This is a genomic window from Gammaproteobacteria bacterium (genome assembly GCA_019748175.1).
Taxonomy (GTDB): domain Bacteria; phylum Pseudomonadota; class Gammaproteobacteria; order JAIEPX01; family JAIEPX01; genus JAIEPX01.
The window spans coordinates 59,119-85,429 of record JAIEPX010000002.1 but is presented as its reverse complement, the minus strand read 5'-3'; the positions used below and the strand labels follow the sequence as shown (position 1 = coordinate 85,429).

Genomic DNA, 26,311 nt, shown 5'->3' with positions numbered 1-26,311 from the left:
GCTCGCACTTTACCCCATATTATTTGACAATTAGCTGATTTGTACGTATTTTGAGCCTTTTAGACGGTTATAACGAGTACTGCAATGGAAGAAATCAACACCCTTAAACACACGATCTCCGAGCTTCGTGAACGCGTCGCTACGCTCCGGGGGTATCTTTGACCTTGAAAGTAAAGAAGAGCGCCTCAAAGAAGTCGTCATCACCCTAGAAGACCCCACAATTTGGTCTGATCAACAACGCGCTCAAGACCTAGGTCGAGAACGCACTAATCTCGAAAAACTCGTCAATCAATTTCATGAACTGACAACCGCACTTGCTGACTGCGAAGAGCTCGTTGAAATCGCCGTGAGCGAAAATGATACAGAAGCCCTAAATGATATTACCCAGGACGTGGAAAAATACAGCCATAGGGTTGATAGACTCGAATTTCAACGCATGTTCACCAACAAAATGGACCCTAACAATGCCTATGTGGACATCCAATCTGGCTCAGGCGGTACAGAAGCGCAAGACTGGGCAAACATGTTACTGCGGATGTATTTGCGTTGGGGCGACAAAAAAGGCTTTAAAACTGAGATCCTGAACGTTATGCCTGGTGAAGTGGCTGGTATCAAATCAGCCACTGTGCGTTATGAAGGTGAATATGCCTTCGGGTGGCTTCGAACTGAAATCGGCGTACATCGATTAGTGCGTAAATCACCCTTTGATTCAGGAAATCGTCGACATACCTCTTTTGCTTCGGTTTTCGTATCCCCGGAAATCGATGACAATATAGACATCGACATTAATCCGGCCGATATCCGAACGGACACTTATCGCTCGAGTGGCGCAGGCGGACAACACGTGAATACCACGGATTCGGCGATTCGAATCACTCACATTCCGACGGGAATCGTGGTACAGTGTCAAAATGACCGCTCACAGCACAAAAACCGTGCACAAGCGATGAAACAATTACGCGCAAAATTGTACGAATTTGAAATGCAAAAACAAACAGCCGACCAACAAAAAATGGAAGAAAACAAAGCCGACATTACATGGGGAAGTCAAATTAGATCGTATATTTTAGATGATTCGCGTGTGAAAGATTTACGCACTGGCGTAGAGACTCGAAACACGCAAGCCGTTTTAGATGGCGAATTGGATTTTTTTATTGAAGCAAGCCTTAAAGAGGGGGTGTAAAATGAGCGCTATTGAAATGACCGATGAACAAATCGAACCAATCGTTGATGAAAATGAATTAATTGCACAGCGCAAACAAAAATTAAAAGAATGGCGCCAACAAGGCCTCGCCTACCCCAATACTTTTAAACGAAAAGATTTAGCGAGTGATTTACACGCTCAATATGAAAAATTGGATCACGACGCTCTTGAAAGCCAAAATATACAGGCGACTATTGCTGGTAGAATGATGACTCGACGTCTTATGGGCAAAGCAAGCTTTATTACATTACAAGACATGAGTTCACGAATACAATTGTATTTACGCCGTGAAGATGTTTCTGAAGAAACTTACGATGCGTTCAAAAATTGGGACCTGGGTGATATTGTTGGCGCAGAAGGCACATTATTTAAAACCAAAACGAACGAGCTCACGCTTAAAGTGACTCACATTACATTATTGTCTAAAGCACTACGACCTCTTCCTGATAAATTTCACGGACTCACTGATCACGAAACACGTTACAGACAACGCTATTTAGATTTGATGGTGAATCTGCCCACTCGACGTGTTTTTGAAATTCGCTCACAAGTTGTGGCCGGTATACGTGAATTTCTAATGGCGCAAGGTTATATTGAAGTTGAGACACCTATGTTGCAAACTCAAGCAGGCGGCGCTGCAGCACGGCCTTTTTATACTCACCATAATTCATTAGACATGGATATGGTCTTACGTATTGCACCTGAATTATATTTAAAACGGCTTGTGGTCGGTGGATTTGAGAAAGTATTTGAATTAAATCGTAACTTTAGAAACGAAGGCTTATCAACTCGACACAATCCTGAATTCACGATGGTGGAATTTTATCAAGCCTACGCTGTCTATTCTGATTTAATGGACCTCACTGAAAATTTGATACGTACCCTCGCACAAAAAATATTATCTAAAACATCCTTGAGCTATCAAGGTCATGAATTTGATCTCAACAAACCGTTCGAACGTTTGACAATGCAAGATGCAATATTGCGTTATAATCCTGATATTTCTTTGGCTGAAATTACGGATTATGAATCAGCTAAAAAAATCGCTGCCCGTTTGGATATTTCTGTTCAAGAAAATCACGGCCTCGGTAAAATTCAATTGGAAATTTTTGACAAAACCGTCGAGAAAAAATTAATTCAACCCACATTTATTACAGAATACCCCACTGAAGTGTCACCGCTCGCACGAAAAAATGATACGAATCCTTTTATTACAGATCGGTTTGAATTTTACGTTGCAGGACAAGAAGTCGCTAATGGATTTTCAGAATTAAATGACCCCGAAGATCAAGCCGAACGTTTTGAACAACAAGTGCGCGAAATGCAAGCGGGCGATCTTGAAGCCATGCCTTACGATGCAGATTATATTCAAGCACTGGAGTATGGTTTACCGCCTACTGCAGGTGAAGGTATCGGTATTGATCGGTTGGTGATGCTCTTTACCGACTCACCCTCAATTCGAGATGTGATTTTGTTTCCGCATATGCGGCCACAAGATAATTCTTAATTCGAAATGATCTAATTGTTTTTAGGCCCACTTCGCTCTTCTGGGTGATCCACCTCATCATGATCACTTTCTTTTTGAGGCGCATGAGGCGTACTTTTTGTTGCTTCTGATGCGGGAGTAGACTGAACCTCTCCGGTACGGAGTTTTTCTTCAAAACGCGCCACCCTGCCCAGCAAAGAATCTACGCTAGCCGTTGCAATTCTCTCTGGAACATATCCCATCTCTCGATTCTTACTTGCAATTCTGAGAAAAGCATCGCGAACACTCAATTCTTGCCCATCACTCTCTGCTTTCATTTCCTGCACTTTCTTTTCTTCTAGATCGGAGGTCTCATGCAACTCTTCTATTCTTAAATCCATTGCACCTACAGCATCAATTACAGCGACATGATCGTGAACAAATCTTTCCTCTACTTGCCTGTCTTCCATTTGATGGCTTGAATGAGCTTCCATACCTAGAGTAATAGTATCTTTACGAACCCGTAATAATGCTTCGGATTTCTCTTTTAGGTCTAATTTCTGTGCCACTATCACATGTTGTAATGCTTCTTTTTCTGCAGATAGCTTTTCTTTTTCTTTCTCTAGCTTTTCCAGTCTAGAACGATCGCGGCTAATTTTACCTTTCAATCGATCATGCCTTTCAGATAAATCTTCACTTCTCCGACTTTCAGCGTCCAGTTCTGGATCAGGTGCGTCCATCTCTAGTGCTAACTTCTCTTTAGTTTTTACCCATTGCTTTTCCAGACGCACTTGATCTCGTTCCATGCGCATTCTATCCTGAACTACGGACGATCTGTAGGCTCTTTCTGATTCGCGATAGATTGCATGAAGTAAAGATTTTTCTTTATTAAAACCACGAGATGAAATATTTTGATCGCGAATATAATTTAATAGCTGACGATCAGCATCTTCTACTTCACCATTTACTAACTCTCGCACTTTTACTAATACGGCCTTAGCAGATTTGACTCTTCCAGGAGAATGCCCTGGGGAATTGATATAGTTATTCAGTAACCGCTCCATATTCGTGCAAACGTTTAGATGATCATGCCATTCAAATTCCTTCGGATCTCCAGCAGTCGACACTCTTCTGATGACTGCCACATGTTCAGGTTCTCGAATGACTGATTTAGTGCTGAGACTACTCCGATTAAGAGCTACAGTTCGAACTCCCTCATTTTTCTCACTCTTATTTTTTTGTAGTTCCTTAATAGAGCCTATTAGTCTTTGCATTTCAGTTGCGGTTTGTTGTAATTTTTTACTTCGTTTGTCTTCTTCAACGACCATCGGCCTTACTGTATTAGTATAATGACTCGACAGTGAAACAACCTGTTCATTTGTGCGGCTTAGGAGATCATCAAGCATTTTAGAAAACTTTTCGCGGAAAGAACGACTATGTTGCCTAAGCTGTTTTGTATCTGAAGAACCACTTAGACCTTTCATCTCTTGATATTGTTTATTACGCTTTTGCCCTGAAGCGATATTTTTTTCAACAACTTTTATGGCGCTGTCTAGCCTACCCATTTCACCATTCAACAATCTAATGTCTTTTTTTTCGGACAATATTTCTCTTTCCTTTTTTCTTATTTCTTTATTTAATTGAAGATCTTCATTTTTCAACTGTGTTAACTGACTTTCAGTCTCATCATTTGTCGTTCTTAGTGACAATATAGTCTCAGAAAACTCTTTTTTACGGACTTCGATTTTATCTTCTAATTCTTTTCTTTCTTTTTCTATTTTTTCCTGGGTTGAGCTATATGCTGAAGATGCTGAATTTTTTTTATTTTCTTCTTGTTCAGTATATTCTTGCTGGGCCCTCACTAATACGGCATATAAATATGAAGGAGAACCCTTATAATGACTCGGAAGATCATCTAAGAGTTTTTGCACCACACTGTCATCACCCGAGAGAGAATAAGTATTAAATCTTACCTCATCCTTCTGTTCGTTGAGTGCCTGTCTTAGTTGCATCAATCCTTCTACTGCAGATGAACGTGTTCCTTTTGAAAATCCTGCGGGTAATATCTCACCCTCTGAAATCAAATTAAGATTGTCCTCGATGTTCTCTCTTATCGATTTTTTTTTATCCCATATTACCTGCTTTGCACCTGAGGCATTCCGTACAATATCATCGTCAGCCATACTCCCTCCTTCTCATCTATTAGTCTTTTTAATTATAGCATATCTAGCCCAATATGGCCTGAAAGCCAATAAGGGAAAGGGTTACAGCCTATTCGAAAATTATAATGAGCTATAGAGTATTTGTGTAATTTGAGATTGTAAATCATGTGATTGCTTTGTATCACCGACGACATGATTTAGCAGAATAGAAAAAATCAAAGGTTTTCCACTTTTGGTTGTCATATAACCGGATAATGTTGATACACCTTGAAGTGTTCCTGTTTTGGCGTGAATATGATGAACAAGATCAGAAGATTGAAATCGATTTTTCAAGGTGCCATCGGTGCCCGACTCTGGCAGTGCGTTGATAAAAATATCAGATAAGACTTTATCATTTCTCATAACATACAGTAATCGTACGAATTGTCGGGGTGTAATTAAATCATAACGTGATTGCCCTGAACCATCCACCAACACAGCTTGATCAAAATTAATATCGGCTTGTTTTTTCAGAATAGTCTTGATGGCTCGACTGCCCGCTAAAAATGTTCCTTGATGATAAAGCTGACGACCGAGTGCTTTAGTAATACATTCAGCATAAACATTATTAGAATCTTTCAATACGACAGTAATTAATGATTTAAGCGGAGAAGATTCTATAGATGTTAACGCAGAAAGTTTTTCGGGAGCTTTCCCTATCACAATATTTCCGTCTAACTGTATATTTTGTTCTATTAAATACTGCGCTAACACAGTTTTGGCAAGTAATTCGGGATTTTTAATCGCTACATTGAGCCGCTCAGAATTAGACGAAAAAGGCCAACAACCCTTAAAAGAAATATGATTATCTGAGTCCACATCCAAAACTATTTCACAGGCTTTCATTGACTCTTCGTAGGTAACTGTATTCACCTGATGATTTAGCTGAAAATAAGGTTTTAACGGCCCTTCTTCCAGGCTTAATGAAGCAGGTTTATTTAAAGAAGTATTAGATATGATATTCACACCAACCGCATTATCATGCAAAACAATACTGGTAATGGGCGCAGCAAAATACCAATTTAAATCATCTTGCCCCCAACCGGGACCATACCAGGGTGATTCAAATGCCGTATTATCGAGCACTAAATTACCTGAAATGTGATTTACACCCGCAGCCCGAATTCCACTCACTAACTTTTTCAGTTTATCCAGACTGAGCGAAGGATCACCTGAAAAATGCAACCATAAATTTCCTTTCAATGTGCCATTTTCTAATTGAAATTTGTCGTACAAAGTTTGGGTCTTAAATCGAAAATCCGGCCCTAAACCATATAATGCAGCCGATGTCGAAAATAATTTCGCACAACTGGCGGGATTAAAAGCTTGAAAACCATTATATTCATAGAGGATGTGGCCTGTGGTGGCATCAGCCACAGTAATACCTATCGCTGCTCTAGGCATCACATGTTCTATTACGGGTAAAAGTTGTCTATGAAGCGATTCTTGAGAACTTGCGTAAATAGATGAATTCAGCAAACAAAAAATCAATACACCGAGAAGTGCCACATGATTTTTTATTGTCCAATTTGATTTCATTGCTCCCTCATCTACTTCCCAGGCACATCGCCCCACAATGTTTTATGCAACTGAATTTGAAATCGCACCGGCAATCGATCTTCTAAAATCCAATTAGCGAGCACTTGCTGATCTTGCTGACCATAACTAGGCGAAAATAAAACTTCGCAGGTGTCGTTTAATTGATGCTGTGACAAAATCTGTTTTGCCCACTCATAATCTTCACGATGACAAATCACAAATTTAATTTGATCGTGTGATTGCAAATAATTTAAATTCATCCAATGATTTCTATCACACTCATTTGATCCAGGCGTTTTGATATCCATCACTTTGACAACACGATGGTCCACACCATCTAAAGGTATATGACCACTGGTTTCCAAAGACACTTCATAACCTTCATTACATAATGCCGTCAGTAGGTCATGACACTCTTTTTGTGCCAGCGGTTCGCCGCCAGTTACTGTGACATATTGAGCTTGATACTGAGCAACTTGATCCAAAATTTCAGGCACAGTGAAATAAGTTCCGCCGGTAAATGCATACGCTGAATCACAATATTGGCAACGTAAAGGACAACCTGTTAAACGCACAAAAACCGTTGGCAACCCAACGGTTTTTGTTTCACCTTGTAAGGAATAAAATATTTCTGTAATTCGTAACCGAGGCATAATTATCAATGATCTAATGTGTAGAGAGACGCAACTCCTGAGCACGAATCATTGCTAAACGAGCCGCTGTAGTGCCAGGGTATTGTTTTTGAATTTGAGCTAACATTTCTTCTGCTTGCGATTTATGCCCTGTATCCGTTGCAATAACTGCTAATTTCAACATCGCATCAGGAATTTTTTTATCTTTGGGATAATTTTTCACCACTGTTTCAAAAGATTTTTTTGCTGCAGAATGCTTACCTTGCAAATAACTAATTTCACCCATCCAGAAATGCGCATTAACTGCGTAATTTCCTTTAGGATATTTAGTCACATACTCTTTAAATTGTGTTAATGCACGATCGTATTGTTTGCTTTTCAACAAACCAAACGCTTGCTGATAAAGCCCTTGCTCTCCTGTGACAGGAGTATCACTCGCTTTGGAAATAGTAGCCGACGCTTTTGCAACAGGAACATCTGTTATAGAAGACTTTGCAACAGAAGGTCGATCACTGGCATCAGCCACTTCAGGATTTGCTGAAGAAGTCGTTTTAACATTTCCTAAAGAGCTGGCTTTTATACGTGCAGATATTGAAGTATTTTCAATAGCCGGTTTTGCTGGTGGCACATCTGCTGCAACAGGCGCAGCAGCATCCGCTGTTGAGGCAGAAGCTGCTGGTGCTGTAGAAGATTGTCCAAGACGACTATTGATATCTTGATAGAATGATTTCTGATTGGTCGTTAATTGCTCCAATTCATGTGATTGCTTTTCCAACTGCCCGCGAAGCTCTGCAATTGTTTGTTGCAATTCTTCAATGCGCGCAGTGAGATTGGCTTGAGATAAATTATCCACCTTCGATTCTAAAACTCGCAATCGATCCGGCAAAGATCTAGAAGCGCTCACAGATGAGGGTCTTGAAAAAGAAATGCCCTCTTCTTGTGTATCAGTCGCGGATTCACTGTAATCTTCGACCTGCGCAACAGCTAATGATACCAATGGATTCAATACTAAAGCCAATCCAACAGAAATCAAACATTTTTTCATCATCTCATCCTACTTTAAAAATACGATATCAACACGTCGGTTGCATCGATATGATGATTCTTCATCACCCTTAGTCATTGGTTTTTCAGCGCCATAACTTAACGCTTCAATTTGACGAGCAGGTACACCATCTTCTTTTAATATAGCGACAACCGTATTGGCACGACGCATACCTAGAGCCACATTATATTCTCGGCTTCCGCGATCATCGGCATTACCTTCGACCCGTACTTTTGTACCAGCATGCGAGAGTAAATATTGTGACTGAGCATGAATGCCTTCCAGCGATTCATCGGGCACATCACTTTTATCGAATTCAAAGAAGATATGTTGCTGAACACCACCGACTGCGGCAATCATTTCGCACTTATTTCTTTCAGCCTGTTTGCGTAATTTCAGCCATTCAGGACTGCCAATTTCGATGCTGGTATCACCTGCCATACGACCTGTACGCCCTTCTTCTTGACTAAACACTTGATCGTCTACACCAGGGCCCTTTTTCTTAGTGGTTGAACAGGCACTTAACACCAATGCACCTGCCACCATCCCAATAACTAGCCAATGACCTTTTCTCATAACGTTCTCCTTAAATTAAATTAACATTGCCCAACGTTTCCCCGTCTATAGGGTTGACCACGCTGGCTCTCGCACATCACCTTCTTGTGCTGGTAAGCGTAATTGTATTCTACCATCAATAGAAACCATTCCCAAGACCTGCCGTCCATTATGTCGAGTTGCGTAAAGCAACATATCACCGTTGGGCGCAACACTAGGTGATTGATCTCGCGTCGTATCCGTCAGCCTTTCAAAATGATTATTCGCTAAATCAATTCGTCCAATTGAGAACACGCCATCTTCTTGATGCAATAAGACAATGGATTTTCCATCCGGTGTAAAATTACCGCTCGCATTGTAGTTTCCATTAAATGTTAAACGCTTAATGGCACCGCCCAATGCGCTCACTTGATAAATTTGAGGTCCGCTACCACTACGATTAGAGGTAAAAATGAGTGATTTTCCATCAGGTGACCACCGTGGCTCTGTATCAATCGAAAATCCATCAGTCACTTGAGTCAGCTGATTAGTCGCTAAATTCATCACATAAATTTTAGGGACTCCGCTTTTTGAAAGAACCATCGCTAATTTTGAATTATCCGGAGACCAAGCAGGTGCACCATTAATCCCAGGAAATGCTGCAACAATATGACGCGCACCTGTAGTCACATTTTGAACATAAATTGAGGCTTTTTGTCCTTCAAATGAAACATACGCAATTTGTTTGCCATCCGAAGACCATCGAGGCGACATGATAGGTTCTTTCGAAACTAAAAGTTTTTGAGGATTATATCCATCAGCATCCGCTACAACGAGATTATAACGTTTGAGTGAGCCTCCGTCGTCTTGAATTAGGACGTACGCGATGTGTGTAGAGAAAACTCCTTTTTTTCCAATTAATTGTTCGTAGATTTGATCACTAATATGATGTGCTAGCGAACGTTGATTTTTTTCTTCCGCAGCAAAAGTGCGATCAAGCAACACACCTTCTTTACCATAGATATCGATCAGTTGATAAACCACATGAATTTTATTTCCATTTCGTTCGACTTTACCAACAACAATATTATCCATTCCTAATTGCTGCCATGACGATTTATTCACTGACTCAACTGCATGAGGTAATTGTGTCATTTTATCTTTTTGCATGACTCTAAAACGACCACAATACGACAAATCAGAAATAATCACATTAGATAGGGCATTTTCATCATTGGAATCACCCGCAAAAGGAACGATAGCAATCGGAATGGCGCCATCGAAGCCTTGAGTCAATTCTAAATCTAGGGCTCCAAACGATGAAAGCGTTGCAAATATCGTCGTCGCAACACTAGCAATCATAATCAATTTTTTCATTGGCTTTTCCTCTCTTGTTGCAGGGGGCATGGGATAAAGGCCCTACCTTACTGTGACTTGCTCGGGTCTTACTGTCAATCGCAATTCCCGGAAATGATTAAATTTTGTTGGCTCACTAGGAACCGGCAAAGGAGAAGCTTTCATAACAGCTGTTTGCGCTGAATGATCTAACGCTTCATCGCCACTGGATTTTACTGTGGTCACATCTAAAACTACGCCACCCGGCGCCAAATGAATGAGCAACTGACAAGACGCTTCTTTATTGCTACCGGGTGGCACAAGCCAATGATGACCAATTGAACTTAGAATCGCAGCTTTATATTTATCTAATTCGCCCTGCATCGCGCGCGTGTTTTCATCATTAGCCAATTGCTGTTGCTCGTCTTGTAATTGATCATTTAATGCTTTTGCCATCGCTAGCTGTTTCTCTTTGGCCAATTTCGCTAAAGCTCGTTTTTTCTCCAACGCTTTTTTGTCTTGCGATTGTGCCTGAAGCTGTTGCTGTTCTTTTTTGAGTTGTTCATCTAAAGCTTTAGCCATTTCAGTTTCACGTTGCTTGGCTAATTTAGCGAGTTCTTTTTTCTTTTTTGCTTCTGCCATTTTTAATTGCTTTGCCTGTTGCTTTTCTTCTTCAACACGAAGCTCTTCTTGGTGTTTTTTTTCAGTTTCAGCAAGTGCTTTTTCAAGCTGTTGTTTTTCAGCTATTGCTTTTAAATCTTCTTCATGTTTCTTTTCTGCATCAGCTAATAATTTTTCCTGATGAAGCTTTTCTGCTTCCTGCTGTTTTTTTTCTACTCTTTCCTTGTCTGCTTCAGCACGAATTTTCTCCAACTCTTTTTGCTGCTCTTTTACTTTCTGTTCTTTAATTCTATCTTTTTCGATATTTTCTTGCACAGGGACAGGCGCAGGTTCAACTTGATTAACAGCGACTTCTTCAGTCGGCTTAGTCTGTACAGGCTCGGTTTCAGCGCCAGGAGACTCAGGAATCTGATTAATTTGCGTAGGAAGCGTTCTTTCATCTATTGCAACAGCTTGAACTATTTTGACTGAAGACTGGGCCAACTGAACCTGCGAGCTAGGCAAAGTAACAATTAACCCCAAAAACAACAAGATGTGCAGCGCCAAAGACGTTAGTAGATAACGCCAAGGTAATGTCGATTGTTGATTTGAATCCGCCATATGCAATATCCAGGTTAATCCAAACTAGGCTGAGTCAACAACCCAACCCGAGGTGCACCCGCTTTTTGTAGAATGACCATCGCATGCACCACACTGCCATAATTAACATGATGATCACCTTTCACAAACACTTGTTGTTCTCGATTTTCTTGCTTTGCCTTAGCTAATTCTGCAGCCACATCTCGCATCAAATCATCTTCAGTAATAGGTGAACTGGGGGCGCTTGAAATATTTAAAAAATATTGACCTTGTGAATTCACACTCACGATTAAGGGTTCTTTTTCAGCTGACGTTAAAGGTTGCGATGCAGCCTTGGGTAATTCAACTTGCACCCCTTGATTCAACAGTGGCGCGGTTATCATAAAAATAACGAGCAACACTAACATAACGTCAATGTACGGAACTACATTAATTTCTGCCATTCGGCCACGACGTTTACGCATTTTCCATCCTCACAAAATAAATTCGAAATACCGGTTAATGAGAAATTTGTCGACTCAGCAATGCAATAAATTCTTCCTGAAAAGTATTATAAGTATTACTGATCCGCTCAAAATCACTGTTGAATCGATTATACGCAATTACTGCAGGAATAGCTGCAAATAAGCCCATTGCCGTAGCAATCAAGGCTTCTGAAATTCCTGGAGCGACCATTGCAATAGTGGCTTGCTGAGATTGTCCAGCCAATGCTTGGAATGAAGTCATAATTCCCCAGACAGTCCCAAATAATCCCACATAAGGACTTGTAGATCCTACTGTCGCTAAAAAAGGTAAATGTTTCTCTAATTTATCTTGCTCACGCGCATCTGCAATTCGCATGGCACGTTGCACGCCCTCCATAATTGCCTGAGGAGAAACATTAGTTTTTTGTCGGATACGTAAAAATGCTTCAAAACCGGCAAAAAACAATCCTTGTAATCCTGATAATTCTTGTGGATGTCGTTTTAGTTTTTCAAATAACTCATTTAAATCACCACCCGACCAAAACTGATCTTCAAAATGTTGTGACTGTCGACGCGTGTCTCTGAAAAAAAACGCACGCTGAATGATAAATGCCCATGAGACTATCGATGCCAAAATTAATATCATCATCACAAATTTTACTAATGGACCTGCGTCAAAAATAAATGTTAATAAACTCGCATTTTCACTCATAAAAAAACTCCTAGTCGATAAAATTACAAAATATCTTCTGTTTGAAGATAAGTCATTCCAAAATGTTCATAAGCAAAACGGGTTGCCACACGCCCACGTGATGTTCGATGTAAAAAACCCTGCTGTATTAAATAGGGCTCTAAAATATCTTCAATTGTGCCTCGTTCTTCTCCAATTGCTGCAGCCAAACTATCTAATCCAACAGGACCTCCTTGAAATTTCTCTATCACAGCTAACAATAATTTTCTATCCATCATATCAAAACCACGATCATCGACTTCCAGTAAATTTAATGCTTTATGCGCAATGTCCTCACTGATTTCACCATTACCTTTTATTTGAGCAAAATCACGTGCTCTACGAAGTAATCGATTCACAATTCGAGGCGTTCCTCGTGCTCGGCGTGCAATTTCGACTGCACCTGCAGGATCTATTGCTACACGTAGTAATCGTGCAGAACGTGTCACAATTTTCGTCAAATCATCAACGTTGTAAAATTCTAACCGTTGCACAATCCCAAAACGATCTCTCAAAGGTGAAGTAAGAAGACCAGCGCGCGTTGTTGCCCCCAATAAAGTAAAGGGAGGCAGGTCCACTTTGATGGATCGCGCAGAAGGCCCCTCACCAATCATGATATCCAGCTGATAATCTTCCATTGCTGGATACAATACTTCCTCAATAGCGGGACTTAAACGATGTATTTCATCAATAAAAAGAACGTCATGAGGCTCTAAATTCGTTAATAATGCGGCCAAATCACCAGCCTTATCAATAACAGGACCTGATGTTTGACGTAAATTCACGCCCATTTCTGTCGCAATAATATTCGCTAATGTTGTTTTACCTAAACCTGGAGGCCCGAATAATAAAACATGATCCAGGGCTTCGTTTCGTGCACGTGCTGCACTAATAAAGATTTCCATTTGCTCACGCACAGCAGGCTGACCAATATAATCCGTTAATGTTTTAGGCCGAATGGCTCTGTCAAAGGATTCATCATCACCTTTGGTTGTGGGGTCTATTATCCTATCTTCTGTTATCATCGTTATTCCCAAGTGAATATTAGGCCATCGCTTTCAAGGCATATCTTATAATTGCTTCGCTCGATACACAACCAGCGGGTGCATTAGTTACTGCCCGCCTGGCTTGCTCAGGCTTGTATCCCAAAGAGACTAAAGCGCTGATAGCGTCTGCGATTTCGCTACCCGCAGGCTCTCCATTGTTAAGTAAAATTCCAGTCGATAAGTTTATTTCTCCAAAAGCGGCTAATTTATCACGCATTTCGATGACCAATCGTTCGGCCGTCTTTTTGCCTACTCCCGGTATTCGTGTCAAACTTCCCGTATCATTATCTAATATAGATCGCATGAAACTATCTGAATCCATGCCGGATAAAATAGCTAATGCCACTTTAGGACCGATTCCACTCACTTTAATTAAATGACGAAATAAAACTCGATCTCGTTCTTGATAAAAACCAAATAATAAATGAGCATCTTCACGAACTACTAAATGAGTATAAAGAAAAATTTCTTTTTCATCAGCGGGCAAATGATAAAATGTTGACATTGGCGTTTCTATTTCATAACCGATGCCATTAACTTCAACTAAAATTTGAGGTGGATTTTTTTTTAGAATTTTTCCTCGCAAACTACCAATCATTTTCAGACTCCAACAGTTTTAACCGTGAAATACTACCACGAGAATTTGCATGACATAATGCAATTCCCAGAGCATCAGCCGCATCAGTTTGAGGTGCTTTATCTAAATTCAGTAACACTTTGATCATATGCTGTACTTGCCTTTTTTCTGCCCCACCATAACCAACAATGGCCTGTTTAATGTGTCGCGCTGAATATTCAGCGACCGAAATTCCAAAGCTCGCCAAAGCAACCAAAGCCGCACCTCGTGCTTGACCTAATTTCAAAGCAGAACTTACATTTTTTTTCATAAATACTTGCTCAATACTTGCTTCATCGGGTTGATAGGTCTTAATGATCTCACAAAGACCCTGATAAATTTGATGTAATCGTACAGCCATATCATCACCCGTCGTTTTAATAATTCCGCACGTTAAGTAGGTATGACGACTACCTGTTGTTGTAATCACACCATATCCTGTCGTTCGACTACCGGGATCGATTCCTAAAATAATTGTTTTTTTCATGTCGCTATGACAAAGAATTTAAAAATTCATCTGAAAATTCTGCATTGGAATGAACGTTTTGTACATCATCAAGATCTTCCAGCATATCTATCAGCTTCATCATTTTCTCTGCTTCTTCTCCTTCAACTTTTACTGAATTAGCTGCAATCATTGTTACTTCGGCACTGCTAGGTTGTAAATTTGCTTTTTCCATAGCATCTTTAATCTGCTGGAAATTTTCAGGGGACGAATACACTTCGATTGAAGAATCATCACAGGTAATAATGTCCTCGGCACCCGATTCCATTGCGATTTCTAAAATTTTATTTTCATCTAAGCCAGAAGGAAATAGTATCAACCCTTGTTCTTTGAACAAGTAACCTACTGAACCACTTGTCCCTAAATTACCACCCGTTTTGGTAAACGCATGTCTCACTTCAGCCACCGTTCGATTTCGATTGTCTGTCAAACATTTCACCATCACTGCAACACCGTTCGGACCATAGCCTTCGTAGACAATTTCATCGAGTTGTTCTGTATCCCCACCACCAGCACCACGCGCAATCGCCCGTTTGATCGTGTCATTGGGCATATCATCCCCGCGCGCCTTTTCAACTGCCAATCTCAATCGAGGGTTAGCAGCAACGTCCCCTCCACCCATTTTTGCGGCTGTCGTAATCTCGCGGATATGCTTAGTAAAATGCTTCGCTTTCGCTGCGTCCTGTTTGGATTTGCGATGTTTAATGTTGGCCCATTTACTATGACCTGCCATGTTCTATCCCCCTAACGTCTAACAATCTCTAAAACCCCACTTAATTTGGTCTGTATAATACACTAGGTATGGGAGACTGTCAGCCAGGAGAGAGGGGGACTAAAACCCCTCATCGCGAAAGGAAGCTCTTCATTTTAAATCTGGATTATCTTCAACAGAAATCATGCGACGAATTTCATCTGTCTTGAACCCAATTGCCATAGGCAATATATGGTTTTCTAGTACCACGACATCGTAGAGTTCTTCAACTACACCTTCCATGCGCAAATAGTGAACGATATCACCTGTTCGCAAATCAATAATATGTAACCCTGATCGCGCTTCGACTTTTTTCTCATCTAATGATTTATCAAGTTCGAGTCCGGAAAAAGTGCCATTTTGTCGACATTTTGACGTGCCCACGACAGCAAAATCATTAACAAAACTTAATCCGCGAGTATATCCAGGAATAAATGTCACTCGCTCAAATTTTCCTTTTTTCAAATCGACATACCCTAAATAGCCAGTACCTGATTCTAATAACCATAATTTTCCTTGATACAATCTTGGCGAATGCGGCATCGATAACCCAGCGCACACAATTTCATTTGTCTTCACATCGATTACGGAACCACCATCAGTGCGATGTTCACGCCATCCTTCATGTACATCAGCCTGAGCTACGCAAGTAACATAACGAGGCTCACCTTTTTCCATGGCCAATCCGTTTAAATGACAGCGATCTTCTGCTGCAAGTTTACTAATAAATGGAGGCTTCCAAAAAGGTTTAAAACTATGCGTAGAACTTACTTTGGATAAACAACTAAATAATGTATTAACAAATATGACTTCACCCTTTTTATTTACAGCTACATCATGCACATCCAAATCGCCAGTGACATAACACATTTTTGGAACATAAACCGCATCATAATTTTGATAGGCTTGATTATCTAATAAAGCATCTTCAAATCGCCAGATTTGGTAAAGCGAACTCATGTACAAACTTTTTCCGTCAACACACAATCCCATACAACGTGGAAATGTACGCTCATAAACAGATAATTTTTTATCTTTTTGAACACCAATTAAAAATAATTTACCCGCTTGATACGTTGTAAATAATAAACTACATTTTTGCTCAACCAACCAATCTGGAAGTTGACGTGAAACTTCCATTTCAAATTTTGGTTGCTCTTCCTTGGTTGGTGTTTCCACTGGATTTTGCATGCTAACTTCTCCCTAATAATACTAAGATAGAAGGATCCTAGATTCCTTTCACTTCCGTAACTATCAGTATAGTCAACAAATGAATTATCGCCCAGTTAAGCCTAGATTAACCACGCCATAAACAAGCGGAAATAAAGCAACACAACACAGAAGAACAAAAACTTACCATGATTTGCTATTTATTAGCAATAAATCTGTGCGATATACATTATTCATTGATTACGGTTTTTGCTTCACGAAGATGCCTCAACTTTTCAGCGATTTTAATTTCAAGACCTCGATCAACAGGTTGATAATAGATCTTTTTAGGCATACCTTCTGGAAAATAATTTTCTCCCGTTGCAAAAGCATTCGCCTCATCGTGAGCATAACGATAATTTTTTCCGTAGCCTAATTCTTTCATCAATCGCGTTGGAGCATTACGTAAATGAAGAGGCACATCTAAACTACCATAAGACGTTGCATCATCCCAAGCAGCGTTAAATGCAGTATAAATCGCATTGCTTTTTGCGCAGCAAGCCATATAGACAATAGCTTGTGCAAATGCGATTTCTCCTTCTGGACTTCCCACTCGTTCATAAACTTGCCACGCATTTAATGCTAACTCTAACGCACGCGGGTCAGCATTACCAATATCTTCACTCGCCATACGCACTATTCGACGCGCAATATAATGTGGATCGCAGCCACCAATTAACATCCTCGACAACCAATACAATGATGCATCGGGATCTGAACCTCGAACCGATTTATGCAAAGCAGAAATTTGATCGTAAAAGGCTTCACCATGATTATCAAATCGTTGCGGTCTACCCTGTAAAAGCGATGTTAAAATATCATGGGTAATTTCGAAATGACCTTCTTTTTCTTGAGCAAAATCTGAGGCAATTTCTAAATAAGTGAGAGCTTGACGCGCATCTCCATCTGAATATTCTGCTATTTGATTTAAAATATCGGCAGAAACGTGTAAATTAAATTTACCTAATCCTCTTTCACGGTCACTCAACGCATGCGTTAAAATTTCAATTATTTCTTTTGTTTGTAACGGTTTTAGTACATACACTCGACAACGAGACAACAAAGCATTATTGAGAGCAAATGAGGGATTTTCAGTCGTAGCTCCAATTAATGTTATAGTTCCATCTTCTACAAAAGGCAGAAATGCATCTTGTTGAGCTTTATTAAACCGATGAACTTCGTCAACAAAAAGTACCGTTCGTTGAGTATGAAGAGCCGCTTTAGCAACGACTTCTCGTATTTCTTTAACACCAGCCAAAACTGCAGATAATTGTTCGACAAGAGCATCTGCATTGATCGCTAATAATCGAGCTAAAGTTGTTTTTCCGCTTCCTGGAGGCCCCCAAAAAATCATAGAGTGAATGGCTTTTTTATCTACAACCTGCCGCAAGGGCTTACCAGATCCCAAAAGATGAGATTGCCCCACGTACTCCGCGATGTTTTCAGGTCGAAGTCTTGCCGCCAATGGCTGATTAATGTTTGTTTTAGAAATCGTAGAAATATTAGTCATTACTCACCCCACTCTCACATATCATATACTTTTTAAACATATACTCTTTTTTCCATTCAGTTTCAATAATAAAGAAGGAATTAGTGCTTAAGCGAAAGCTGCTGAAGATTAGGGGTGAAAAATTCCTCAAGATCTGTTATAATGAGACATCTTTCGAATGTATAAGGACTATAGGATATGGCTGATATGGAACCCACATTAAATATACTTCTTGTTGAAGATGAACCCATTAATCAAAAAGTGGTTCAATTTATGTTGGACAACCTTGGATGTCGATATGATTCTGCTAATACCGGCGCCTCAGCTTTAGAACTTGCACAAAAAAACACTTATGATCTTATTTTTATGGATATTCAACTTCCAGATCTCAATGGCATAGAAGTGACACAAAAACTTCGCGAGGCAGGAATATATACGCCGATTATCGCTACCACAGCCTATTCTTTTGAAGATGAATTACATAGTTTTATTACTGCTGGAATGAACGATGTTTTACTCAAACCTTTTCGACAAGAACAAATTAGTCACATGATTCGTAAATGGGGAAAGTTACCCGTTTAACTCGAGAAAAACAATTTTGCGCCATCCAAAAACATTTGCACTGAAATAGTCGTTAGTATCATACCCATAAGTCTTTCAATCGCTATCACACCACGAGGCCCAAACAAACCAATCAAAAAGCGTGCACATAATAATATTATCAAGCACACAAAAGACGCTACAAATACTGCTAACAACCATGTAGGCATCATTTCGGGCTTAGCTGTTGAAAACAAAATAACCGTGGCTAATGCAGAAGGCCCTGCGATTAAGGGGATCGCCAAAGGAACAACAAAGGGCTCACCTTCTATATCATCAACAGCACGAGAATCTTTTTCAGGAAATATCATCTTAATCGCAATAAGAAAAAGAATAATACCTCCCCCAATTTGCAAAGCCGGTTGAGAGATATTAAACCCTTCCAACAAAGATGCGCCAAAGTATAAAAATACCGCTAAAACTAAACTCGCAATAAATGTCTCTCGAACAATCACAAGTGTAAATCGTTGAGGACTAAGTCCTTTCAACAAAGATATCACTACTGGAATATTTCCAAGCGGATCCATAACTAGAATCAGTGTTAACGCTGCTTTGTAAAATGTCATTATCAATCCTCAATTCAGGAAAAAATAGGAGGAAGCAACTTTTGCAATTCTGCTCTCTCTTTTACCATCGTCCCCGTTAATGCAAATCCTCTTAACTGCTGATCAGTATCATAAAATAACGCACGGCGGTCAAATTGTGTTCCACTCATTATCCACTCGCCTTCTACATCTTGAGGGGGTGGAGACACGACTAAAGGACAGGCTGGCGTTTTCAATACTACAGGCATGGCAGGATAAATCACTTCTGTTGGCTCACCCGCCAAGGTTTTAGCTAATGCGCGAGAACACGCTAATAATGGGGCTACATACTGTAAGATACAACCACATACTTCAGCACAATCACCTAAGGCGTAGACTGATTCAGCACTGGTTGCTAAAAATTTATCGACTAAAATTCCCCGGTCTACACGTAAGCCCGCTGCTTTAGCTAAATCGATATGAGGTCGTAATCCCACTGCTGATAAAACGACATCAGAGTTTAAATGCTTACCATTATTAAGCGTCAATACAAATGAATCACCATCCTGATCTATACGTTCTACTGATTGAGACAAATGCCAACTAATTCCACTTTGTTCTAACGAAGCTTTAACAACCTCTCCCATCTCAGGAGTCACTAATCGATCTAATGGATACGGACATAATGCAACAACATCAACAGGATGTCCTACATTAGCTAAATCATTTGCAAACTCACACCCTACTAAACCAGCTCCCAAAATGGTAATGCGCGCATCTGAATGTAATTTATTTCTAAATACCGAATACTCTTCTAAGCTGTTAACAGAAATTAACTTGTCTGCAGCATTACCCATAATAACAGGCTTAATCGTATCAGCACCTACAGCTAATACCAATTTGTCGTAGGTTAATTTTTCGTCATTATAAATGATTGTTTTATTCTCAGGTTGAATTGCATTCACTTGCGTCTGAGTAATAATATTTGCATTTAATTGTTCTGCCATTTGAGTTGCCGATGAAGTGGGCAAAACTTCTGGTGTGCGTTTATGCGTTAATGCAGTCGATAAAAGAGGTTTTGAATAAAAATCCCCCTTACCTTGAGTAATAATTGTTAATGGTGTCGTTGTATCATGTTTTCGCCATTCTTTGGCGACCATGTACCCTGCTAAACCAGAACCAATAATGACCAAACCACCGTTCATATATTCCTCTAATAATAATTTTCGCTGTTATTTGTGATATTGCTCACTCAATTCGTGAACCGCATCAACAAAAACACCGACATGCTCAGGAGGTACATCTGGAAATATACCATGACCTAAATTAAAAATATGACCTTCACCGTGACCAAATTGCGATAAAATTGATGCGACCTCATCACGAATAAATTGTGGAGAAGCATATAATACACCAGGATCCATGTTACCTTGCAAAGCAACCGCTTTACCAATTCGAGATCGAGCATCACCCATATTGACACTCCAATCAACGCCAACAGCATCACAACCCGTAGCCGCAATATTTTCCAACCATGCACCGCCATTCTTAGTAAATAAAATGACCGGAGTACTAGAAGTAATCGGAGATTTTTTTAATGCACTGACTATTTTTTGCAAATTCGATAAAGAATATTCGTGATATTCTCGTGTGGACAGCACCCCACCCCACGTATCAAAAATCATCACAGCTGAAACTCCAGCAGCAATTTGTGCTTTTAAATATTCAATAACTGATTCGGTTAACAGATCGAGCAACGATTTCAACAATGCCGGGTCGGTAAACATCATTTTTTTTATTTTCGAGAAATTTTTTGTGGAACCACCCTCAACCATATAAGTTGCCAATGTCCAAGGGCTACCACTAAAACCGAGCAAAGGTAATGTACCCGATAATTCTCGAGAAACTAAACGAATGGCATCCATCACATAACCAAGCTTTTCTTCTACGTCTGGCAAAACCAGTTTTTCAAATGCTTCGCGAGACTGTATAGGGCGCTCAAAACGCGGCCCCTCTCCTTTATCAAAATATAACCCCAAGCCCATTGCATCGGGGATTGTCAAAATATCTGAAAATAATATCGCCGCATCTAAATTAAAACGTTTTAATGGTTGCAAGGTAATTTCACAAGCGATATCTGGTGTTTTACAGCATGTCATAAAGTCTTTTATATTTTCTCTCAAAGCACGATATTCCGGCAAATATCGTCCTGCTTGCCTCATTAGCCAAACAGGGGTCCTATCAACTGGCTCACGCCTTAATGCTTTCAATAATCGATGATCACGCATATCTCAACCTTCTATAGAGAGGGGACAACCCCTGATGAACAACATGGTACCAAACCTCAAGGCAAAGTCCCAGCATCTCCCGATTAAGAGATTTTAGTTGTTTAGCTCACTCATTACTATATATTCATTGCTGCTGAACCCATCTCTCTTGACAAAGAGCTAACATTTGGTTTTCATGGCCTAGTCAACTCAGAAACCCAGGATGGACGTTTTTGGAAAAACCAAAATATCTTTATAAATTATACAGACAAGACTCTGATCAATACGGTCATATTGAGGGTCTGAGAGCCCTTGCTGCATTGCGAGTCATGGTCCATCACTTAGCATTATTTGGTGCATTTTTTTGGGCGCCTTCACAATATCTCAAAATTCTTGAGCATCCTTTTTTTAAATATGCATTAGCCCCAAGTGTATCTTTGGATGTTTTCTTTGTGATCAGTGGATTTGTCATTGGCCACTCTTTAATCAAAGCCTATAAGCGCACTGGGAAAATTGATTTATACGATTTTTTTATTCGACGCGGTGCTCGTATTTTCCCCTTATATTTATTTGTCATGATAACATGTGCTTTGTTTCTACCTATGAACTTACAAAATATCTGGGCAAATATATTGCAAGTCAATAATTTTCTTGCCATGCCAGATCAATTTGCCGTTTGGACGTGGTCAATTGCCATTGACTTCCAATTCTACGTGATTTTTGCACTCATTATGTGGTTATTAACAAAAAGAATCATAGGGAAAAAAACCTGTGTTGCATTAGCAGCAATATTTCTAACAGCACCATTTATAATAATTCCTTATGTTATTCACTCGCACCATTATTACCACATCACTCAAAATTCGTATTATCTCACAACACCAGAAGCGTGGTTATATTTTAATATCGGAATTGACAAGCTCTATGTGCGAACTGACTCAATCTTATATGGTATTATTACCGCGTATATTTTCATCTATCATCGTGATCAACTTCACAAAATTATACAACGATTGCCCACATCTGTCTCCAATCTCATTTCCTTAACCTTGCTGGGATTACTATGCTTTGTGCTGATGAATGATCCTGTTTGGTTTTTTAACCAATCACACACAGTGTGGCAAACCAGCACCTATTGGGTCATTCTCATTCAACGCAATATTTTTGCACTGATTATTGCTCTGATTATTCTGTTAGCAGACAGCCCAAAGGGAATTATCATGAAATCACTCATTACAGTACTTAAATCTACTTTATTACGTCCTATGGGAAGATTATCGTATAGCACTTATATGATGCATCCATTTGTGATGATATTTGGCTTTATGATTTATTTTTCGACTCATCAAAATGTAACACCTGAATCCTATTTTAAATATGGGTTATATCTAATCGTAATCACTTATATGGTGTCTATACCTTTATTTTTATTTTTAGAACAACCTATAATCCATAGAGTAAAAATATTTTTACAACTATCAAAAAGACGCAAAAGAAGTTTTTCAAGAGATATTCAAATCGATAATGCAACTGCATAAAAAAAAGGTGAGCTATAATGGCTCACCTTTTGATTTTTTCTAAAGTCTAGTGATGTCCGCGTCCACCATGACCTCCTTGACCACCGTGTCCGCCGCCCCAACCATGACCACCGCTGTGACCGCCGCCCCAACCATGACCACCGCCGTGACCGCCGCTCCAGCCATGGCCACCATGACCGCCGCCCCAACCATGATGATCGTGCCAACGCCAATTATTTCCACCGTAACCATAATTTCCATAATAGTATAAGGATGGATAATAACCTGGGTAATAATAATCATTATCGTAATAGACACCAACTGTACTTACAGCAGGGGTGTCGTAATCATAAACACTATAGCCATAAGGATCTACAACACATCCCATTAATGATAATGTCATCAATATTCCTAATGCGCTCATAAGTAATTTATTCATGATGGTACCTCCATTCATATACAACTAATTATTCCCTAACTAAAGTAGAAAGTAGGAAATAACCTACTTTCTACTAGTTGCAATAATATACAAAGATTTAAATTTCCTAGTGGATTCTTTTAAAATCTTAATTTGCTTTTTCAACTTTTTCAGTTTTTTCAACTTTCACTTCTTTAACTACCTTGCCATCATGATGACGTACAACATGATGACGTTCATGTGTTACACCATGAACTTTGTGATGTTGTTGATGGTGTCGATGATGATGACCAAAATGTCCACCAACAGCGCAACCATTTAATGCTAAAATCATTGAAAGTCCAATAACACTGGTTAATAAAGTTTTCATACAAGGGTCTCCTTACAGCTGACACAAAAAATAGATACATAAAAGGCTATGTATCGCAAAGAAATCTCATACAATGTGCTAACATATCCGTGAGCCTTATTGTACTTAGTTTAAGTATAGCTCATTTTGAAAAAAGAGGTGGATGATGAGTAAATACAGCAAATTGACCCCTGAAGAAGCCTATATTCTGTTGGATAAAGGCACAGAGCCCCCTTTTAGCGGTGAATATAATGACCATACGGAATCAGGAGTTTACGTCTGCAGACAATGCCTTAACCCCCTATATGAATCCCGCTCAAAATTCTCAGCTCATTGTGGGTGGCCTAGCTTTGACATCGAAATACCGGGCAACGTACTTCGTGTTTATCACACCAACGACCCTCGAACAGAAATCTTGTGTGCAAATTGTAATGGTCATCTAGGGCATGTATTTACAGGCGAACACTATACTCCCAAAAATTCTCGTCATTGCGTCAATTCATTATCATTAAAATTTATCCCACAAAAACAATTTCAAGAAGATTATGACTCTGCTGTTTTTGCTTCGGGGTGTTTTTGGGGAACTGAATATTGGTTTAATAAAGCAGAAGGTGTCATTTCAACACGCGTAGGTTATGCGGGTGGTAATATCGAAAATCCGACTTACCGACAAGTCTGCGCTGGCGATACTGGACATGCTGAATCTATTCGCGTGATATTTAATCCTAAAACAACCAATTACGAAGATCTTGTTAAATTATTTTTTGAAACTCACGATCCCAGCCAGCGAAACGGACAAGGACCTGATATTGGTCACCAATACCGTTCTGCTATTTTTTATAATTCTACGGATCAAAAAATCATTGCAGAAAAATATCGTGATATTCTCATAAATCAAGGTATTAATGTCGCCACTGAAATTCTTCCCCTCACTATTTTTTATCCTGAACAAGATACCCATCACCAAAAATACTACGAAAAAAAAGGCGAATTACCCTACTGCCATATTTATCAAAAGAAGTTTTAATCGTTTGAGCACATTGACTATACTCTTACTGTCATCCATGCTATTTTCTCGATGGAGTCTATTTAAAGAGGGATCTATTTATGAAAGGCATTCTCAGTATTTTAGGAGTTGTTTTGCTCCTTGCTGGCATCGTAACGCTGACCTACCAAGGCTTTACCTATACTAAACAAGAGAAAGTGGCTCAGATTGGAGACGTCACTATAACTGCTGAACATCCAAAAACAGTTTATTTTCCACCGATTTTGGGCGGATTATGCATTGTGGCGGGTCTTGTTTTGGTGGTTGTCGGAAGAAAGTAAAAAGATTTGCATCAACATGCGCGAAGGTTCAACTATGAACCTTCGCGAAGTGACAATAATGGAAAAGTTAGCTCAATCTAAGATAATCTCCGCCGTGAATAACACCAAAGACAGTCAAGAGCCACAAAATCACAGCGATAACAACCACTGCATTAATGATGCTTTTGATGGAGCTCGCCATTGGAATGAATCGATTGATTAACCCGAGTAAAATACCGATAACAATTAGAACAAGAACAACTGTAATGAGTGTCATAACTTTTTCCTTGATGTTTGCTTTATATTCTACCGAGCAAGAATAAAACTAATACAATAATCAGTATAGTTCCTAAGATTCCTGTTGGGCGGTAACCCCAGCTTCTACTATGAGGCCAAGTAGGGATTGCTCCCACCAACATAAGCAGCAGCACAACAATCAATATAGTACCTAAAGACATAAAACCTCCTGTTTAACGCTTAAAAAAACCATTCCCTTGGGAAGTGCAAGCTTCCCCACTGTACGTAGCAAAAGAGTCCGGGTCAAGTCTTCGCTTAATAGTGCTTTCCCTATCCTACTGTGTCGTTGCAAAAAACCATATGGTGGGCACACTTCTTTTAGTCACATTAATAATCAAGTTAGATTCGCACCCTTGAAATTTTTTGAATGTCCCTATCTTGGAAATACGTTCAACATTTAAATTAAAGGAGACTATTATGACTTTATTAACAGCTTCCCCCTATGAACAATTTACAGATATTTTATCATTATTTGAGCATCCTCTTGTGCAAGCACAGCGTTTAAAAAAGGCTAATACTTCAACATTATTAACACCAGCAGATGTTATTGAAAATGATGATTCTTATAATATACACATGGATTTGCCTGGTTTTGAGAAAGAAAATATTGAAATTTCATTTCATCAAGGACGATTAACAATTAAGGGCCAGCGCGAAACCATAAAGCAAGAAAATGAAAATAAATTTAAAAGCATTGAACGCAGCAGCGGTTCATTTTGTCGCAATTTCAGCTTCCCTGATATAGTTGATTGCGAAAAAATGACCGCAACTTATGAAAATGGTGTTTTGGATATTCGTGTTCCTAAACAATCAATCGCTCAACCATTACGAATTGAAGTTAAATAATTTTCATCTATTGCCCGGGGTCATAGGCTTATGCACTAGAACTCGGGCAGTATGCTCTTTCTTTACAGCAAATATTGGCCTTCCTTTACTCAAATCCCTTCTGACATTTGGATCTTCAAGTATGCCAATGAACGTATTTTAACCCCTGGGTTTTAAGGGTCGCAGCCTATCAACCGGAAAAAATGCTCGTTCTGCACTATACTTAATACGTGAGTAACTGGAG

At 39.6% G+C, this 26,311-nt stretch carries 29 protein-coding genes; 7 read left to right on the top strand and 22 right to left on the bottom strand.

The features are described 5' to 3' along the window. Positions 1-84: 84 nt before the first annotated feature. Positions 85-1,183 (top strand): peptide chain release factor 2 gene (prfB, locus tag K2X50_00630; GenBank protein ID MBX9585739.1). Its coding sequence is split into 2 segments (ribosomal slippage): positions 85-159 and positions 161-1,183, totalling 1,098 coding nucleotides; the frame shifts between segments, so codons are not numbered across the junction. A 16-nt stretch (positions 1,184-1,199) separates the two neighbouring features. Further along, on the top strand, positions 1,200-2,711 hold the full coding sequence (lysS, locus tag K2X50_00625) for a lysine--tRNA ligase (GenBank protein ID MBX9585738.1): 1,512 nt from the start codon (positions 1,200-1,202) through the stop codon (positions 2,709-2,711). A gap of 11 nt (positions 2,712-2,722) precedes the next feature. On the opposite strand, the gene K2X50_00620 is transcribed toward lysS, so the two are convergent. From K2X50_00620 to K2X50_00550, 15 genes are all read right to left on the bottom strand, one after another. Continuing rightward, positions 2,723-4,852 (bottom strand): hypothetical protein, encoded by a 2,130-nt coding sequence (locus tag K2X50_00620; protein MBX9585737.1) that lies wholly within the window; start codon positions 4,850-4,852, stop codon positions 2,723-2,725. A gap of 99 nt (positions 4,853-4,951) precedes the next feature. Beyond that, a complete protein-coding gene (dacB, locus tag K2X50_00615; GenBank protein ID MBX9585736.1) occupies positions 4,952-6,409 on the bottom strand; it encodes a D-alanyl-D-alanine carboxypeptidase/D-alanyl-D-alanine-endopeptidase in 1,458 nt (485 codons plus the stop codon). Between the two features lie 11 nt (positions 6,410-6,420). Beyond that, a complete protein-coding gene (queE, locus tag K2X50_00610; protein MBX9585735.1) occupies positions 6,421-7,062 on the bottom strand; it encodes a 7-carboxy-7-deazaguanine synthase QueE in 642 nt (213 codons plus the stop codon). 13 nt (positions 7,063-7,075) lie between these two features. Then, entirely contained in the window at positions 7,076-8,086 is a 1,011-nt protein-coding gene (gene ybgF / locus K2X50_00605) for a tol-pal system protein YbgF (protein MBX9585734.1), read from the bottom strand. Between the two features lie 9 nt (positions 8,087-8,095). Then, positions 8,096-8,662: an OmpA family protein gene (locus K2X50_00600; GenBank protein ID MBX9585733.1), complete on the bottom strand. Its 567-nt coding sequence runs from the start codon at positions 8,660-8,662 to the stop codon at positions 8,096-8,098. 45 nt (positions 8,663-8,707) lie between these two features. Then, positions 8,708-9,982: a Tol-Pal system beta propeller repeat protein TolB gene (tolB, locus tag K2X50_00595; GenBank protein ID MBX9585732.1), complete on the bottom strand. Its 1,275-nt coding sequence runs from the start codon at positions 9,980-9,982 to the stop codon at positions 8,708-8,710. Between the two features lie 57 nt (positions 9,983-10,039). Beyond that, positions 10,040-11,176 carry a cell envelope integrity protein TolA gene (tolA, locus tag K2X50_00590; protein ID MBX9585731.1) on the bottom strand — a complete coding sequence of 379 codons (1,137 nt, stop codon included), beginning with the start codon at positions 11,174-11,176 and terminating at the stop codon, positions 10,040-10,042. 14 nt (positions 11,177-11,190) lie between these two features. Next, a complete protein-coding gene (gene tolR, locus K2X50_00585; protein ID MBX9585730.1) occupies positions 11,191-11,619 on the bottom strand; it encodes a protein TolR in 429 nt (142 codons plus the stop codon). Between the two features lie 34 nt (positions 11,620-11,653). Further along, entirely contained in the window at positions 11,654-12,331 is a 678-nt protein-coding gene (gene tolQ, locus K2X50_00580) for a protein TolQ (GenBank protein ID MBX9585729.1), read from the bottom strand. A gap of 23 nt (positions 12,332-12,354) precedes the next feature. Beyond that, positions 12,355-13,374: a Holliday junction branch migration DNA helicase RuvB gene (gene ruvB / locus K2X50_00575; GenBank protein ID MBX9585728.1), complete on the bottom strand. Its 1,020-nt coding sequence runs from the start codon at positions 13,372-13,374 to the stop codon at positions 12,355-12,357. A 19-nt stretch (positions 13,375-13,393) separates the two neighbouring features. Beyond that, complete coding sequence (gene ruvA / locus K2X50_00570) at positions 13,394-13,993, bottom strand: Holliday junction branch migration protein RuvA (GenBank protein MBX9585727.1); 600 nt, start codon at positions 13,991-13,993, stop codon at positions 13,394-13,396. Beyond that, complete coding sequence (gene ruvC, locus K2X50_00565; GenBank protein MBX9585726.1) at positions 13,983-14,498, bottom strand: crossover junction endodeoxyribonuclease RuvC; 516 nt, start codon at positions 14,496-14,498, stop codon at positions 13,983-13,985. Before ruvC ends, ruvA begins: the two co-directional genes overlap by 11 nt. Positions 14,499-14,502: 4 nt before the next feature. Continuing rightward, positions 14,503-15,249, bottom strand: a complete 747-nt coding sequence (locus tag K2X50_00560) for a YebC/PmpR family DNA-binding transcriptional regulator (protein ID MBX9585725.1) — start codon at positions 15,247-15,249, stop codon at positions 14,503-14,505. 129 nt (positions 15,250-15,378) lie between these two features. Further along, positions 15,379-16,458 (bottom strand): TIGR03032 family protein, encoded by a 1,080-nt coding sequence (locus K2X50_00555; GenBank protein ID MBX9585724.1) that lies wholly within the window; start codon positions 16,456-16,458, stop codon positions 15,379-15,381. Between the two features lie 208 nt (positions 16,459-16,666). After that, positions 16,667-17,986, bottom strand: a complete 1,320-nt coding sequence (locus K2X50_00550) for a replication-associated recombination protein A (GenBank protein ID MBX9585723.1) — start codon at positions 17,984-17,986, stop codon at positions 16,667-16,669. 177 nt (positions 17,987-18,163) lie between these two features. Here K2X50_00550 and K2X50_00545 point away from each other — a divergent pair, with 177 nt between their 5' ends. Continuing rightward, the gene (locus K2X50_00545; GenBank protein ID MBX9585722.1) at positions 18,164-18,547 is read left to right on the top strand and encodes a response regulator; all 384 of its coding nucleotides are present in this window, start codon (positions 18,164-18,166) and stop codon (positions 18,545-18,547) included. On the opposite strand, the gene K2X50_00540 is transcribed toward K2X50_00545, so the two are convergent. From K2X50_00540 to hemE, 3 genes are read right to left on the bottom strand one after another with little or no spacing between them, the layout of a single operon-like run. Beyond that, on the bottom strand, positions 18,544-19,131 hold the full coding sequence (locus K2X50_00540) for a MarC family protein (protein MBX9585721.1): 588 nt from the start codon (positions 19,129-19,131) through the stop codon (positions 18,544-18,546). The genes K2X50_00545 and K2X50_00540 overlap by 4 nt on opposite strands. Before the next feature lie 14 nt (positions 19,132-19,145). Beyond that, positions 19,146-20,294: an FAD-dependent oxidoreductase gene (locus K2X50_00535; protein MBX9585720.1), complete on the bottom strand. Its 1,149-nt coding sequence runs from the start codon at positions 20,292-20,294 to the stop codon at positions 19,146-19,148. Between the two features lie 27 nt (positions 20,295-20,321). Further along, a complete protein-coding gene (hemE, locus tag K2X50_00530) occupies positions 20,322-21,377 on the bottom strand; it encodes a uroporphyrinogen decarboxylase (protein MBX9585719.1) in 1,056 nt (351 codons plus the stop codon). Between the two features lie 212 nt (positions 21,378-21,589). Between hemE and K2X50_00525 the strand changes: the two genes are divergently transcribed. Next, positions 21,590-22,894, top strand: a complete 1,305-nt coding sequence (locus K2X50_00525; GenBank protein MBX9585718.1) for an acyltransferase — start codon at positions 21,590-21,592, stop codon at positions 22,892-22,894. 46 nt (positions 22,895-22,940) lie between these two features. On the opposite strand, the gene K2X50_00520 is transcribed toward K2X50_00525, so the two are convergent. Both K2X50_00520 and K2X50_00515 read right to left on the bottom strand, forming a co-directional pair. Continuing rightward, entirely contained in the window at positions 22,941-23,312 is a 372-nt protein-coding gene (locus K2X50_00520) for a hypothetical protein (protein ID MBX9585717.1), read from the bottom strand. Between the two features lie 127 nt (positions 23,313-23,439). Continuing rightward, positions 23,440-23,661 (bottom strand): hypothetical protein, encoded by a 222-nt coding sequence (locus K2X50_00515; protein MBX9585716.1) that lies wholly within the window; start codon positions 23,659-23,661, stop codon positions 23,440-23,442. A 145-nt stretch (positions 23,662-23,806) separates the two neighbouring features. Here K2X50_00515 and K2X50_00510 point away from each other — a divergent pair, with 145 nt between their 5' ends. Continuing rightward, positions 23,807-24,667, top strand: coding sequence for a bifunctional methionine sulfoxide reductase B/A protein (locus tag K2X50_00510; protein MBX9585715.1), 861 nt, complete (start codon positions 23,807-23,809; stop codon positions 24,665-24,667). 80 nt (positions 24,668-24,747) lie between these two features. Beyond that, the gene (locus tag K2X50_00505; GenBank protein ID MBX9585714.1) at positions 24,748-24,966 is read left to right on the top strand and encodes a DUF3185 domain-containing protein; all 219 of its coding nucleotides are present in this window, start codon (positions 24,748-24,750) and stop codon (positions 24,964-24,966) included. Positions 24,967-25,033: 67 nt separating this feature from the next. On the opposite strand, the gene K2X50_00500 is transcribed toward K2X50_00505, so the two are convergent. Both K2X50_00500 and K2X50_00495 read right to left on the bottom strand, forming a co-directional pair. Continuing rightward, positions 25,034-25,222 carry a hypothetical protein gene (locus tag K2X50_00500; GenBank protein MBX9585713.1) on the bottom strand — a complete coding sequence of 63 codons (189 nt, stop codon included), beginning with the start codon at positions 25,220-25,222 and terminating at the stop codon, positions 25,034-25,036. A gap of 22 nt (positions 25,223-25,244) precedes the next feature. Beyond that, entirely contained in the window at positions 25,245-25,403 is a 159-nt protein-coding gene (locus tag K2X50_00495) for a DUF3309 domain-containing protein (protein ID MBX9585712.1), read from the bottom strand. A gap of 256 nt (positions 25,404-25,659) precedes the next feature. On the opposite strand from K2X50_00495, the gene K2X50_00490 reads away from it, so the two are divergent. Then, positions 25,660-26,088, top strand: a complete 429-nt coding sequence (locus tag K2X50_00490; GenBank protein ID MBX9585711.1) for an Hsp20/alpha crystallin family protein — start codon at positions 25,660-25,662, stop codon at positions 26,086-26,088. Positions 26,089-26,311 lie beyond the last annotated feature (223 nt).